This is a genomic window from Methylomonas rapida (assembly GCF_024360925.2).
Classification (GTDB): domain Bacteria; phylum Pseudomonadota; class Gammaproteobacteria; order Methylococcales; family Methylomonadaceae; genus Methylomonas; species Methylomonas rapida.
This window is the reverse complement of record NZ_CP113517.1, coordinates 3,529,674-3,544,519: the sequence shown is the minus strand read 5'-3', so window position 1 is coordinate 3,544,519 and position 14,846 is coordinate 3,529,674. Positions and strand designations below refer to the sequence as shown.

Below are 14,846 nucleotides of genomic sequence, written 5' to 3'. Positions count from 1 at the left end.
CAACCCAGCCCTTCGAGATATCCCAAATCATCGATTCAGGCTAAGCATATAGGGCTCACTAGCACTATTGGCGCCACCAAAAGCGACGACCTTGATATAAAAACGGGCAGACGATGTACTGGCATTTTTATAGGTCACCGTTTCGGTGGAACCGACATTGGCGCTGGTTTTTAGGGTCTTACCGGCACTGCTGAGCAAGTATAAGTCATAATCCCGGGCCGGACCCTTCATGTTCACCGTCAACGTGCGACCGGGGGCAACATTGATGGCGAACACATCATGGTCCGTGGCTGTGCCGATAAAGCCAGTGATCTTGGTTACCGAGTCTCCAACGATGTTGGCGGTTTTGGTCGTGCCGTTGTTCTCCATTTCGGTATAGCTGTTATCGGTTCCGCCGCCGTTATCGATGTTAAAACTGACGACGTTGGAGCTGCCGACATTGCCGGCAGCATCGTAGGCCTTGCCTTGTAACTGGTGATTGCCATTGCTCAGCGTCAGAGAATCCAGAACCATGCTGAATGGCGCGCTGGTGTCCGTGCCTTTGGGGGCGCCATCTACATAGAACTCCACTTTGGTCACGCCAATATTGTCGGACGCTGAAGCATTTAACGTGATGGAGCCGCTGTTGCCGGTTTGGCTGACGGTAATGGTCGGTGCCTCTGTGTCGATGACGCTATGGTCGATGTTAAAAATCACGCTGTCCGAGCTTCCGATATTTCCTGCCGAGTCATAGGCTTTGGCTTTCAGCCTATGGTTCCCATCGGCTAACGAAGTACTATCCAGCTGCACCGCATAGGGGGCGGACGTATCGCTGCCTTTTAGCATGTCATCGACATAAAATTCCACTTTTACGACGCCGACGTTATCGGTGGCTTGGGCAGACAAGGTAATCATGCCGCTGCTGCCGCTGACGCTGGCGTTCACGCTGGGAGGGATGTCGTCAATTTCGCTATCGCCGCTGATGTTCAGATTGACCTTGTCCAATATGAAGCCGGTGGCTGCGCCCGAGTCTTCCGCCCCCAGGAAATAAACCTGAAGGGTTTGCCCTTTGTAGGCGCCAACATCATGACTGAACAATTTGTAACCCACCGCAGCATCCAGATTGCTGTGTGTCGCCAGGGTTTTCAAAATCGTGCCGGCGGCGTTGCGAATCTGTACTGTCAGGGTGTCGCGAGCAGCCGTCTTGGTCGATTCCTGGGTGTCGATGTGAAGTGCATAGCTCAACGTGGCCGAATTGGCAGTGGCTGGGAGCATGACGGACTGAAAAAGCGCCACGCTCATTTGCGAGCCCATGCCGCAAAACTTGGCCATCTTGGTGCCGTCGTAAGGCGTTTGCCGCAAAATCGCGCCAATCTGCATGCCATTGGTGTTGGACCAGCCCACGCCGTAGCCTTTTTCGAAGCTGCCATTTTTGATCAATTGGCCGTTGGCAATGGTAAACGGCACCGTGGCATTGGTGTATTGACCGGTGGTATCGGTGGCCTTGGCAACCAGGGTATGCAGGCCATCGTCTTCCATGATGGAATCGTAAGTCATTGTGTAGGGTGCCGCGGTTTTCGTACCGGCCAATTTACCGTCCACCAGAAAATCCATCTTGACGATACCCTTGTCGTCGCTGGCGGAAGCATTGAAGGTCAGCATACCTTTGTCACCGACGACATGGGCGCTGACGGTCGGCGGACTGTCCGGACCGCTCCAGGCGCCGCCGACATTGATCGCGGCAAAGGCGTTCCAAACCGCGATTTCCTCCGCTCCGCCAGCTGGAAACAAATCCCGGGCCGCCTGGATGTTGGCAATTCGCGCGCCCAGATAATCGGTGGAGGAGGTCATATAAGTCGTCAACGCGCGATACCAGATCTTGGCCGCCTTGTCGTTGCCTATGCCTTTCATGCCTTGCGGCAGATAGTTAGACGAGGTTTCGCCGCTGGTGGTGGCGCCTTGGCTGAGGAAGTAAAACGCGCGATTCATCGGTCCCGAGCTGTAATGCACGTCCAGGTTTTGCAAGGTCGGGCTCCAGGCATCGGCGCTCTTGCCATCCTTGCTGGGTTTATACATGAAGCGCATTTTCAATGGATAGGCGGGCGTGGTGATCTGTTCGCCGTGGGTCCAGTTTCCGCCCGTGTCGGGAATGATGCTACCTTTGCCGTTGGCGCCGCGCGCGTAGAATTCGGCCATGGTTCCCATGATGTCCGAATTGGCTTCGTTCAGTCCACCGGATTCCTTGCTGTAAATCAGATTCGCCGATGTCGAACAAACCCCATGCGCGAATTCGTGGGCGGCCACATCAATTGACGTCAAGGTTTGTAACTTGGTGCCATCGCCATAGGTGATGCACATGCAATAGTCTGAATAAAAGGCATTGTCGTAGGCATAATCATAATGCACGCGAGCGTAGGTGGGTTTGCCTTGGTCATCGATACCGTTGCGCCCGAATACATTTTTAAACATGTCCCAGGTGATTTGCAGGCCATGAGCGGCATCGACCGCCGCGGTTTGGCCGTTGGCCGAGGTGGTCGGTTCGGGTTCTTCCTTGAAATTGGCGCCATCGCCCCAGTCGTCGTCGGCGTCCTGATAAATAGTGCCTGTGCCGGAAGTCGAGTGATCCAGGTTGTAAACCACGTTGCCGCCGCTGAAGGGCCGGGTCAAATCCCGCAGTTCGAAACCTGTGGCCGTGCTGTTGGTGTTGAGCTGCACGGTACCGCTGTATTGGCTTTTGCCGGTGCCCAGGGTATTGGCGGTCATCAAACTATCCCACTTTTCGATGATCGCGCCCGTCTGTGCATCGATCAAATAGTCGATGTGTTGAGTGTCGCCCGGATTTTCGCGTTCGGTATGGACATGGTAGGCGAGCCGGTAGCCTGTTACTTCGGTCACGAAATCTTCGGCGGTTGCTTCCTTGCCGTGCGACAGGGCCTTGCGCACTAAGGCGCGCCGTTCGGTTTCCGGGTAAATGACCAGCTCGGTTGTCGGCTGGATGAGAAAACGGGGGCTGGGGGCATGGTCTTTTTCGACAACGGCCAGTACGTCCGTTGTCGAGAGTTTGGGTTGGGTGTCTAGCCGAATGTCCTTTTTCAGTGAGGAGGTAGGCGGCTGTGCCATCCGGTTGGCCTGAGTGTGCGTGATGATTTCGCCGCCCCAGATACGGATACCCTTGTAAAGTTGCTGCATGCGGACGTGGGTTTGCCCAAGGGCATCCTGTCGCATGTTTTGTACTTGGAAGGTGCTGCTCTCATCGAGGCCCAGAGCTTCGCGCAGGCCATAGACTTGCTGTTGGGCTTCGGCGGTTAGCTGGGCGGGTGGAGGATTGGCGGCCGACGCCGAAGTGGCTATTAGGCAGGACATTACAAGTGCGAGCGCGAACAGGGAGTTATTCATGAAACACCTCTGGTATCAATTGCCAAGCCGGTTGGATTCGAAGCCCTAGATCGTGTGCATTATCAAAAGGTCTCCAGATTACCTGCAAAGCGGTTCCATGCGTCCATGCGTGTTGGAAAGTGATTTGTCAATCAAGAGTGTAGCGTTTTTTGAAGAAGTGCACAAAATTACGCGGCTATTCTGTTGCGCTCATATTTTGTTCCTTCGCTCTGTAGAGGGCGTAAAAGCCCTTTCGCTTCACGGGCGGGGATGCAGGGATAAACAGGGACGGTATTTTTGCCCCTATCCTTATTGATCGATTCCTACTATAGGGGCCTGGCTGTTGAATATCGCCCACAGGTTTAGTCCTTCTGTTATGGACATGTTTTTTAGGCTTTGTGCCGTGAGGGAGACGCTCAGCATCTCGCCGCCGCTTAACGCCAACATCACCTCGGCGCTGACTTCATCCTGCCGTATCCGAACGACGCGGCCGGGCAAGCGGTTACTGACGAGGTAATGCTGTTCGGCGTCAGTGATTAATAAAATATCGGCAGGATTCAGCAAAATTACCGCATCGGCATCTACCCGCAATCCCATCGCTTGTAAGTCCGTCATGCCGATATTGACGACAACGTGTTCGCCGCCTTTGAGCTCGACGATCACTTTGGCGTAAACCGCGCCGGTTTCGATGGCCGTCACGGTGCCGAACAACTGGTTGCGGGCGCTGGTTTTTACGACCAAACGCTGCAACAACAATAAAGTATCGGGGTCGGCAGCCAGGCTGCGATTCAGTTCCGCCAGAAACTGCTGATGTTGTTGTTCCAGTTGGGCAAACAAATGCACCAAGGATTTGCCGGCTTCGGTCAGGCAGGTGCCGCCGCCCTTGCTGCCGCCAATCGCGGTGGCAATCAACACTTTCGGCGCCAGGTTGTTGGCGCGCTCGATGATTTGCCAGGCGCCCTTGTAACTCAAGCCCATCTGTTTCGCCGCCTGGTTGATCGAGCCCGTTTGGTCTATGGCTTGCAATAAGCCGATCATGCGAGTGTCCAGCACGCCTGCCAGGCGCAATTCCGCTTCGACCAAGGCCATGGGGGCAGTGTGTTGAGTGATGCGGTCAGTAATAAGCACGGCGCTCCTGGATAATTTAGTGCTCGATCAGTGAATAAGCTGTTTCCTGTATCGTTATTTACACGAATACATAACGAAATTAAAATCCCTTCTGTCACAGGGCAAGGCTGTCCAGTCCTGTTCATTCAACCCGGAACCTTTGATACGGAAGCCGTTCAGGATTATAGGGCATTTATGTCCGAGCGACCTTGGCAACAGCGCATCCGCATCGAAACCGATTAGCAGGTAAATTCATGCGTATCCCTTTGCTATTTTTCACGCTGGCAACCTTGCCGCCCTTTGCCGTGGCCGAAGAAGACAGTTTTCAATTAGGTATCGTCGAAGTCAATGGCGGCGCCAATCAGACGCTTGACGTCGATAAGGAAGTCATCTCCGCCGAGGACATCAGCCGCTACAACCGCAACGACGTGGCTTCGGCGTTGAATCTTTTGCCGGGCGTATCCATTCAAAATCTCGGTCAACGCAACGAGCGCCTGATTTTCATTCGCGGCTTCAATTCCCGGCAGGTGCCGTTGTTCATGGACGGCATACCGGTTTACGTGCCTTACGACGGCAATGTCGACTTGAATCGATTCACGACCTTCGACATCGGGCAAATCGACGTCAGCAAGGGTAACGCCTCGGTCATGTATGGCCCGAATACCTTGGGCGGCAGCATCAATTTGATCAGCCGGCGTCCGACCAAAGTGTTGGAAGCCGATTTGAAGGTTGGCATGGGTATGGATTCCCGCTTCGACGACAACTATTACCAAACCGCGCTGAATATCGGCTCGAACCAAGGCTGGGGCTACATTCAAGGTGGTTTTTCTTTCCTGGACAGACAGTTTTGGCGTTTATCCGAGGATTTCAGTCTCACGGCTTACGAAGACGGAGGCATTCGGGAAAATTCCGGAAACACCGATTACAAGGGCAGCGTCAAGGTAGGCATTACCCCCAACGACACAGACGAATACGCGGTCGGTTTCAATACCCAAAAAGGGGAAAAAGACACGCCGCCCTACACCGGCACGGATAGAAGCGTACAAACCCGCTATTGGCGCTGGCCTTATTGGGACAAAGAAAGCGTGTTCTTCGTCTCGCGCACGCAATTCGCAGATGTGCATACGGTCAAACTGCGCGCGTATCACGATACCTTCAAGAACGGCCTGATGTCTTTCGATAACCCAAATTACAACAGCATCACCCGGCCGTATGCGTTCGACAGCCAATACAACGATTACACCTTCGGCGCCGGCCTCGAATACATCAACACCTGGTTCGACCAGCACGAGCTAAAGCTGGGATTCAGTTATAAGCAGGATGTACACCGCGAGTTCGACAACCGGAATACGCCGGATTACGTCAACACCCGGCCCAAATCGCCGGAAGAACGTTCCGCCGACGAATACTTTTCCTATGCCATCGAGGACAGCTACACGCCGACCGACGCCTTGCGTTTCGTAGTGGGCGCCAGTTACGAACGTCAGCACAGGCTGCAAGCCGAAAACTGGACCGGTACTTCGATGCAGACTTTTCCGCTCAGCAACAAGGATGCTTACAACGCCCAGGGCGCCGCGTATTACGAATGGTTCAAGGATTTTGTCATACACGCCAGCCTGGCTCACAAGACCCGTTTCCCTACCATCAAGGACCGCTACTCGTTTCGTTTGGGCACCGCGTTACCAAGTCCCGATTTGCAAGCGGAAAAAGCCTTGAACTATGAAATCGGTTTCGACGGCAAGGCATGGGGCATGCTCGATTACGGTAGTGCCTTGTTCTTCAACCAAATCGACAGCGCAATCGAAGAGGTCACGCTGGATAGCAATTTCTGTCAGTCGCAAGGGCTCAATGCGCGCTGTTTTCAGCAACAAAACATTGGCGAGCAGGAAAACCTGGGCATCGAACTATTCGCCACGGCCAGCATCGACGAACAATGGCGCCTGCATGCCAATTACACCTGGCTGGACCGCAACAACATTACCAACCCGGACATCCTGCCGCTGGATACCATCAAGCACAAAGTCTTCGCCTCGGTCGAGTACCAGCCGTTGAAATACCTGAGGCTGCTGGCCAGCGCGGAATACAATTCGGCGCGCTTCAGCGACACCATTGGCGCGCGGGTGGCGGGCGATTTCGTCGTGGCCAACCTGAAAGCGACATTTCCAGTGCGCGATGACTTCAATGCGGAATTTGGCGTCAATAACGTGGCCGACGAAAACTATGCCTATCAGGAAGGCTTTCCCGAGCAAGGCCGCAATTATTTTGCCAACCTGAATCTGCGCTATTGAGCCCAAGGAGAGAGAAAATGCGCTTAGCCTATGTTTTGATCGTCGCGCTGTGGAGCGTTGTTGCGCAAGCCAAGGAAAGCTTGACCGTGCTGACGGCTTATCCGGAAGAGGTGGTATCCCGTTTCGAAACCGCTTTCGAACAGGCGCACCCTGATATCGACGTACAAATCCTTTGGCGCATGCCGCACGATGCCTTACCGTATCTAAGCCAGCCGGAACAAGGCGGTGTCGATGTGTATTGGTCAGCGACGATGCGCACTTTTCAAGCGCTCAAGCGGCAAGGCGCCTGGCAGAAGCTGGTCTTGGCCGATCAGGGCCTGCCCACGCATTTGGGCGCGCTGCCGTTAGCGGACCGGGACGGTTTCTATCGGGCCACGGAGATGGCCGGCTACGGCTTCGCTGTCAATCCGAGGTATCTCAAAATGCACGGTTTGCCGCTTCCCGGCACCTGGCAAGATCTGGCCGATAAACGCTACCAAGGCCATCTGGCTTTGCCGGTGCCGTCCAAGGTGGGTTTTGCACCGATGATGATAGACAGCGTGTTGCAACAATACGGTTGGGACCAGGGTTGGGCGCTGCTGGCGGAGATTGTCGCCAATGCCAGGCCGGTCGAAGCCGGCTCGACCTTCGTCACCGACATTCTCGGGGCAGGCGAGCGCGGCATCGCGCCGACCATCGATTTTTTCACCGCGTCGGCGATTGCCAACGGTGCGCCGTTGCAATTCAGTTACGCGCAACCGGTGGCGTATTCGCCGGCCCATATCGCCATTACCCGAGCCAGCAAACATAGCGATGCGGCCAGACAATTCTTGGCCTTCGTGTTATCGGAGGCGGGACAAAAGCTGCTGTTTCATGCCGATATTCGTAAATTGCCGGTACGGTCCGATGTCTACGGTGCCAAACCGGCGGACTATTTCGATCCGTTTGCCGCGTCGCTGGCCCATCCCGTCATTTATGACCCGGAAACGGCCTTGCCGCGCCTGGGTTTGAACAATGCGGTATTCGACGCGATGTTTACCGAACATTGGCCCCGTGTTCAGGCATTATTTGATCGCTTACGCCAATGGGAAGCGCGGGGCGGCGACGTGGCTAAGGCCCAGCGTATTCGGGCACTGTTGACCGGCGCGCCGATCAGCGCCGAACAGGCGCATGAACAAGATTTGCAAGCCCTGTTCGCCAAGCGCGGCGGCGATGCCAACACGGAAGCAAAAGACAGGCAGTGGTTTGAAGCGATGCGCAAGCGCTACGACGAAGCCGAACAGTTGCTGAATGCCGCCGCGCAGCTATGAGAACGCTCGCCGGTGCATTGCTGTTTTTGGGCGCGTTCGAGGCCGTGGCAGCCGATGCCAGTGGTTTTGAAATCGCCGACGCCAGTCGCGAGGCGTTTTCCCGCCTGTATGCCGGCGTTTCGCCATCGATTCGCGAGCAAGCGCTGCGGGGGCGTGGTTTGTTCCGCGCCAGTTGGGTGATTCCGCCCGCCGCAGACAGCGACATTGTCGGACTCGGGCCGATTTACAACCAACTGTCCTGCCTTTCCTGCCATCCGAAAAACGGCCGCGGCAAAGCCCCGGATACGCCGGAGCAAGCCATGCGCTCGATGCTGGTGCGTCTGAGCGCGCCGGGCAAGGGGCCTCACGGTGGCCCGCTGCCGGTGACGGCTTACGGCGATCAACTGAACGAACAAGGCATTCCCGGCGTGCCGGGCGAAGGCAGAGTGTCGGTTAGCTATAGCGAAAGCGAAATTAAATTGGCGGGAGGCGAAAGCGTAAAGCTGCGTATGCCGGCGTATCGATTTACCGATTTGCATTACGATCCGATGCCGGCCGATGCGCTGTTTTCTCCGCGCGTTGGTCCACCGGTATTCGGGATGGGATTGCTGGAGGCGGTGGACGAACAAACCCTGATCGATTTGGCGGGCAAAGCCAAGCCGTTTGGCATCCAGGGCCGGCCGAATCGAGTTTGGGACGCGGAAAAACGCGCGACCGTCGTCGGCCGTTTCGGCCTCAAGGCCAACGTCGCGACATTGAAACAGCAAGCCGCCGGCGCCTTCATTGGCGATATGGGCATCACCTCGCCGCTGCATCCGCAGGAAAATTGCACCACTGTCCAAGTCGCTTGCCGGCAAGCGCCAACGTTACAGCAGCCGGAACTGAACAACGAACGATTGGAATCCGTGCTGACCTATCTGCGCCTGTTGCAAGTACCCGCTAGGCGCCGTAGCGACGATCCTGTAGTGCAAACCGGAGAAAAGATCTTCGCTGAAATTGGTTGTGCCGTATGCCACGTTCCAACCCTGACCACCGGCGATTTTCCGCAAATGCCGGTGTTGGCGGGGCAAACCATTCATCCCTACAGCGATTTATTGCTGCACGACATGGGCGAAGGCTTGGCGGATGGCCGGCCGGATTATGAAGCCGGCGGCCGCGATTGGCGCACGCCGCCGCTGTGGGGCATCGGGCTGATCGAAGCGATCAACGAACACAGTCAATTCTTGCACGACGGCAGAGCCAGAAATCTGACCGAGGCGGTGCTTTGGCATGGCGGCGAAGCGGCAGCCAGCCGGCAAGTCTTCATTGATTTGCCATCCGCCAAACGCGAGGCATTACTGGCGTTTTTACGCTCGCTGTGACGTGCTTGTTTCGCCAAGCGCAATGCTGCATTTCGGAAAAACGTTATTTAATTTGGGGAATAGCGGTATAAACTGGGTTGCCGTTTAGCGGCCCGCTTCGGGGCATGCGAACCGGCAAATCCCAATCCCTAATAAGCCAATCCGAGAGGTATAGTCATGCAAGCAAGCGCGCGTAACCAATTTAGCGGCACCGTCAGCGAAGTCATCATCGGGGCCGTCAATGCCGAAGTGCATGTCGGTTTGAAAGGCGGCGAAACCCTCGTCGCCTCGGTCACCAAGGAGTCGGTGGAAAAACTCGGCATCAAGGCCGGGCTGGAGGTCGTGGCTCTGGTCAAGGCGCCGCAAGTCATCATCATCACCGATTTTGGCGGTTACAAGATTTCGGCGCGTAACCAACTGCCGGGCACGGTCACCGAGGTCAAACCCGGCGCGGTCAATTCCGAAATCGACATCGAGCTGGCCGGCGGCGACAAAGTCGCGGCGACGGTGACCAACGACAGCGTCGAAACCCTGGGGCTGCGCAAAGGGCAGGCCGTCACGGCCACATTCAAGGCTGGCGCGGTAATTTTGGCCGTACCCGCTTGAGGTAATCTTGTCCATGTTCGTTAGCAGCCTCAATTGGGGCGGCTGTCACGATCATTGACGAAGCAAGCCTGGCTTAATGGCGAAATGCGCCTGGAACAGAGACCAAACCTGCTTAAGCTAGCAAATGCCCCTTCCGACAGGTTTAACCTGCATTCTTATCCTCAGAACTACAGGGTATTGCTCTGGCCAGCGCACTGGCCGCATCGTGCCAGCCTTCGCAGTTGTTGTGTCCTTTGCGCCCCTTGATTAAATTCAGCAGATATTTGGCCTTGGCATAAATTATGAAAAACCACAAAATCAGCCGTTGCTGTTTCTCGGAAAGGGGGGTTGGGGCGCATATCAGCTTGTCTTCATACACGCCGCCGTCGATCATTCCGATTGAACCCCACGCATAAACTGAAACCGATGCTCCTAAAGGAAGCCGCGGCCCCAGCACGACCGCATCCAAAAAATCGCCATCCGAACCGATATAGGCCGGAATCGAACCATAGTTGAATGGACAGGGCAACGGCGAGATAAAGTCCAGTTTTCCAGCCGTGCCCCGCTTTAAAAAACTGCCGCGAGGCGTCTCAATGACGACATTGACCAAAGGAGCTTGTTCGGTAAGGTTTAAAGAATGCATCTGAAATAAAACCTATCTTAACGCCTAATAACCCGGCACCGATAGCGGTTTGCCGTTATCACGAGCACTCAACGCAAGCAGAAAAGGTACAGCCGTTTCGGCCCAGCGTGCTGCAGTGGGGTACTGCTTGGCCTCATCACCAAAGCAGATTTTCAGCATATCGGTATCGATAATGCCGGGATTTAACGGAATGGCGGCCATGGATTTCGGGACTTCCTGGGCCAATGCGCGTGTCAGGCCTTCGATGGCCCATTTCGACGCGCAATAGGGCGCGACGCCAGCATCCGTACTTCTACCCCAACCCGAGCTGAAATTGACGATAACACCTTCTTGCCGTTCGATCATGGCAGGGACAAGGTGACGAAGCACATGGGCCACGCCTTTGATATTCACATCGATGACCGCATCGAAATCTCGTGCCGAAATTTGCCAAAGAGGTTTGACCTCGTTGATCATCGCGGCATTATTGAGCAGCAGGTCAGGTGGTCCAAAATCCTGGATGACCGATGTTGCCCATATCGCCACGTCATTGTCTACGGTCACGTCAACGACATCAAACCGATGCGGCGTGCCCAACTCGGTCTTGAGAACATCTATCGCCGCTTGCGAGCGGCCGCAGCCAATCACTGTGTGACCCAAACTGGCAAACGTAATGGCCATGGCTCGCCCTAGGCCGCGTGTTACACCGGTGATGACAATGATCCTCGATTTAGACATACTGACTCCTTACATAGCAAACGCAATCACTATAACGATTAACGCGCGATCATGAGCAAAAACAGTTACCAAAAGCCCTCCCCGCAGACACAAGACGAGGCGTTAAAAATCGCTAAGCGTATTCAGCGTCCCGCTCAAACCAAAGAACAGACCAAACTGATTACCCAAGGCATCCAGCAGGGCATAGATCTTTACAAACGACAGCAGAAAGAAAAAGCCCGTGAGCTGAACAAACAACGGAAAAAGTTGGCGAATCAGCAGGCGCCACTCAGGGAGCAGGATGACGAAGAAGTACGTGAAATCATCGTATATCGCCAGCACTGGCTGCCGTGGACATTATTGATAACGACATGGCTAGGTATTGGCCTCTATGTGGCTGTTGCTCATGTGTTTTAACTTGATACATTCAACTTGAAGGTCTTCTAGGTGGAGAAATGGTTTTTTATGACGATTTCCAGATCATGCGCGCTTTAAATCGAAAGTGATTTGAAACGATCAAGAAGTGATCAGCGCACCATACATCAACCCGCACCCAGTCGCCATTACTACCACCAGAGAGACAAACGCCACGGTTTTAGTGGTGCCCAAAATACTGCGAATCACCAGCATGTTGGGCAGCGACAAAGCCGGCCCGGCCAGTAATAAGGCCAGCGCCGGGCCTTCGCCCATGCCGCTGCCGGTCAGGCCTTGCACGATGGGGACTTCGGTCAGGGTGGCAAAATACATGAAGGCGCCGGCAAAAGCGGCAAAGAAGTTGGCGCCGATGGAGTTGCCGCCCACCGCCGACGATACCCATGCCGACGGAATCAGACCCTCGTGGCCCGGGCGGCCGAGGAGGGCGCCGGCGATCAACACGCCGATCAACAGCAACGGCAAAATCTGTTTGGCATAATCCCAGGCGGCGGCAAACCACGCGCCGCCTTCGGCTGCGTCGTTGCTGGTGATCCAGGACAGGCCGATGACGGCCACTGCAAAAGGCAGCAAGGGTTGGCTGCCGAACAGCAGCGCCGCCGCGGCAGTCAGCACGGCCACCAATGCCAAACGACCAGACGGCAGTTGAAACCAGCGACTCAAGATGACCGCCAAGGCGACGCCGAATAATCCGGTTAGCCACCATTTGCCCTCATAAATCGCATGCCACAGGCCTTCGGTGTTATCCGATTTAGCCCAGTTGGCAAACACCAGAATCAATACCAGCGTGGCCAAAAACAAGCTGTTTTGCCAGAGCGGCCGTTTGGGTTCTTCTTCCGGCAATGCCGCTTGTTTTTTGATCTTTTCCAGTTCTTCCTTACGGAACAAATAGGCCATCATCAGGCCGATCACCACGCTGAAAAGTACAGCCCCAACTGCGCGAGCAATGCCCATTTCCATGCCGAGAATTCTTGCCGTCAAAATGATCGCCAACACATTGATGGCAGGCCCGGAATACAAAAAGGCTATCGCCGGACCCAGCCCCGCGCCCATCCGGTAAATGCCGGCGAACAACGGCAACACGGTACAGGAACACACTGCCAGGATGGTGCCCGATACCGACGCCACCGCATAGGCCAAACCCTTGGGCGCAGTCGCACCGAGATATTTCATCACCGCGCCCTGACTAACGAAGACCGCGATGGCACCGGCAATGAAGAAGGCCGGAATCAAACACAGCAATACATGTTCTTCGGCGTACCAGCGCACCAGATACAAGGCTTCCCAGAAAGCATTGTGCAAGCGCTCCCAGCTTTGCAAGGCTTCCACCGGCAGGTAAAAACAGACCAAGAATCCGGCGACAATTAGTAATAGCGCCTTCCATTCGTTATGCCAAAATGAAGGGTTGTTCATGGTGTTTCTCCTACCTGTTGAAGGGGCATTGGGTATGTCCGGAATAACGACGGACTAAGGGCGAAGTCAGAAACGAATTCAAGCCAGCCGATTTCAACTCGGCCGATTGGTTTTCATCGCAAATGTCGCGCGATTTCTTCGGCTGTAATGACCTTGCCCTGGCTGACTACCTCGTCGTTGACGACCAAGGCCGGTGTCGCCATCACGCCGCGTTCGACGATTTGCATCATGTCGGTGATGTGCTCAACTTCGGCGGTCAAGTTAAGTGACGCTATGGCTTCCCGCGCGTTGGCCTCTAGTTGATGGCATTTATTGCAGCCCATTCCAAGAATCTCGATTTTCACTGTGTCGGTCATGTCCTATCTCCTTTGATTGGTTAAAAAACACGCTGTCGGGTGTTTGGGTTTAAATGCATTCTCTGGTGTGGTGCTTTGCAAATTATCGGATGCCTGGCTCTTTTACGATTGCCACGAAATTTCCTTCAAAATTGCCTGCCGGCTGCCCCTCGTAGTCAAGGATGGCTGAAACCGCAATTCGGGCGCGGCCTCTACGGGAGAGCGTCCGCATGAAAACATCCCACGCTTCCGGCTGCTTGATGAACGAACGTGCCGTAAATGATCCATGAATCGGCTGCTCATAGCTCATGGTATTGTTTTGAATCACGATGCCACTGGCGATACCTGCGCTTTTCAGGCGGACATGCACCAGTGACCATGCCGCCAGGGTGGCGACTGCCGAGGCGCTACCACCGAACACGGATTCTGTGTGATTGATGTTGGGCGCCAACGGTGCACTCACAATAACCCTTTCTGGCACGGCTTCGAGCACGCAGACCTGCATGGCTTTTGACAGCGGAATATGCTCATGTAGGTATTGCTCGAGCGCTTGCGGATTCATGGGCTCATTTCTTCGTGGCGATTGCGTAAATGACGTTGGTCTCGATCGCCGTCACGCGCTTTTCAAAAAGACGCGACAAGTTGCTCTGCCGCACTTGCTCGAAAGCATCGATGTTCAGTTGTTCCAAGGTACCCCGATAGCCGCTGCCCATCGCGATCTTCCACCAGTCTTCCGGCTCGTTCAAAGGATGTGTGTCGGATTCGGCCAGGATATCGACATTGTGTACACCAGCTTCCGCCAGCATCTGTCTTAAGCCCTCCGGTTCCGAGATGCGGTCCCAGGGATTGAATGCCCGATGCAGATCGGGGCGTTCTCGCTCGATGGAATCCCAGAATGCGCCGTTGGCCGGTTCGAACAGATTCGGTCCCCAGGTGGTGATGGCCAGCCGGCCGCCCGGTTTGACCATGCGCCATAATTCCCTGGCCGCCTCGCTCATGTCCGGCACGAAGAAAATACCGAAGACGCAAACCACCGCGTCGAAGCTGTGATCCGGATAGCCCAAGGCCAGCATGTCGTCGATGCGAAATTCGATGTTGGCCAAGCCCTGAGCTTCGGCCTTGGCTCTGGCTAAGTCGATCAGGCGTCCGGCAAGATCGGTCGCCACCACATAGCCGTCCGCGCCAACCCTATCCGCTGCTGGCAGTGCCGAGCCGCCGCTGCCGGAACAAACGTCCAGCACCCGCTCACCCGCTTGTAGATCGAGCCGTTCGATAGTGCGCCGGCCAAAGCGGTGCCAGAACGAACTGACCGGATGGTCGAAATGATCGGCGGCGGCATTGTAAGTCATCGCGGCTTTGGTCTTTGCTTCCTGGTGTGGGTTCAT

The 14,846-nt window shown here is 55.3% G+C and carries 13 protein-coding genes; 5 read left to right on the top strand and 8 right to left on the bottom strand.

The genetic code is table 11. The features are described 5' to 3' along the window. Positions 1 to 27: 27 nt before the first annotated feature. Entirely contained in the window at positions 28 to 3,375 is a 3,348-nt protein-coding gene (locus NM686_RS16645) for an Ig-like domain-containing protein (protein WP_255188974.1), read from the bottom strand. A 288-nt stretch (positions 3,376 to 3,663) separates the two neighbouring features. Beyond that, a complete protein-coding gene (locus NM686_RS16640) occupies positions 3,664 to 4,482 on the bottom strand; it encodes a TOBE domain-containing protein (RefSeq protein WP_255188973.1) in 819 nt (272 codons plus the stop codon). 233 nt (positions 4,483 to 4,715) lie between these two features. Here NM686_RS16640 and NM686_RS16635 point away from each other — a divergent pair, with 233 nt between their 5' ends. The 4 genes from NM686_RS16635 to NM686_RS16620 all read left to right on the top strand — a co-directional run bounded on the left by NM686_RS16635 (position 4,716) and on the right by NM686_RS16620 (position 9,963). Then, positions 4,716 to 6,749, top strand: coding sequence for a TonB-dependent receptor plug domain-containing protein (locus NM686_RS16635; RefSeq protein ID WP_255188972.1), 2,034 nt, complete (start codon positions 4,716 to 4,718; stop codon positions 6,747 to 6,749). Between the two features lie 17 nt (positions 6,750 to 6,766). Then, entirely contained in the window at positions 6,767 to 8,038 is a 1,272-nt protein-coding gene (locus tag NM686_RS16630; protein WP_255188971.1) for an ABC transporter substrate-binding protein, read from the top strand. Further along, entirely contained in the window at positions 8,035 to 9,378 is a 1,344-nt protein-coding gene (locus NM686_RS16625; protein ID WP_255188970.1) for a di-heme oxidoreductase family protein, read from the top strand. Before NM686_RS16630 ends, NM686_RS16625 begins: the two co-directional genes overlap by 4 nt. Before the next feature lie 156 nt (positions 9,379 to 9,534). Then, positions 9,535 to 9,963: a TOBE domain-containing protein gene (locus NM686_RS16620; protein ID WP_255188969.1), complete on the top strand. Its 429-nt coding sequence runs from the start codon at positions 9,535 to 9,537 to the stop codon at positions 9,961 to 9,963. 142 nt (positions 9,964 to 10,105) lie between these two features. On the opposite strand, the gene NM686_RS16615 is transcribed toward NM686_RS16620, so the two are convergent. Beyond that, positions 10,106 to 10,585 (bottom strand): inorganic diphosphatase, encoded by a 480-nt coding sequence (locus NM686_RS16615; RefSeq protein ID WP_255188968.1) that lies wholly within the window; start codon positions 10,583 to 10,585, stop codon positions 10,106 to 10,108. A 24-nt stretch (positions 10,586 to 10,609) separates the two neighbouring features. Next, positions 10,610 to 11,302, bottom strand: a complete 693-nt coding sequence (locus NM686_RS16610) for an SDR family oxidoreductase (protein WP_255188967.1) — start codon at positions 11,300 to 11,302, stop codon at positions 10,610 to 10,612. A gap of 51 nt (positions 11,303 to 11,353) precedes the next feature. Between NM686_RS16610 and NM686_RS16605 the strand changes: the two genes are divergently transcribed. Further along, positions 11,354 to 11,698: a DUF2956 domain-containing protein gene (locus NM686_RS16605; RefSeq protein ID WP_255188966.1), complete on the top strand. Its 345-nt coding sequence runs from the start codon at positions 11,354 to 11,356 to the stop codon at positions 11,696 to 11,698. Between the two features lie 99 nt (positions 11,699 to 11,797). Here the strand turns inward: NM686_RS16605 and NM686_RS16600 are convergent, their stop codons facing one another. The 4 genes from NM686_RS16600 to NM686_RS16585 all read right to left on the bottom strand — a co-directional run bounded on the left by NM686_RS16600 (position 11,798) and on the right by NM686_RS16585 (position 14,846). Beyond that, positions 11,798 to 13,126: a permease gene (locus NM686_RS16600; RefSeq protein ID WP_255188965.1), complete on the bottom strand. Its 1,329-nt coding sequence runs from the start codon at positions 13,124 to 13,126 to the stop codon at positions 11,798 to 11,800. 113 nt (positions 13,127 to 13,239) lie between these two features. Continuing rightward, the gene (locus tag NM686_RS16595; RefSeq protein ID WP_255188964.1) at positions 13,240 to 13,482 is read right to left on the bottom strand and encodes a thioredoxin family protein; all 243 of its coding nucleotides are present in this window, start codon (positions 13,480 to 13,482) and stop codon (positions 13,240 to 13,242) included. Positions 13,483 to 13,564: 82 nt separating this feature from the next. Continuing rightward, positions 13,565 to 14,023, bottom strand: a complete 459-nt coding sequence (locus tag NM686_RS16590) for a thioesterase domain-containing protein (RefSeq protein ID WP_255188963.1) — start codon at positions 14,021 to 14,023, stop codon at positions 13,565 to 13,567. Positions 14,024 to 14,027: 4 nt separating this feature from the next. Then, positions 14,028 to 14,846: a class I SAM-dependent methyltransferase gene (locus tag NM686_RS16585; RefSeq protein WP_255188962.1), complete on the bottom strand. Its 819-nt coding sequence runs from the start codon at positions 14,844 to 14,846 to the stop codon at positions 14,028 to 14,030.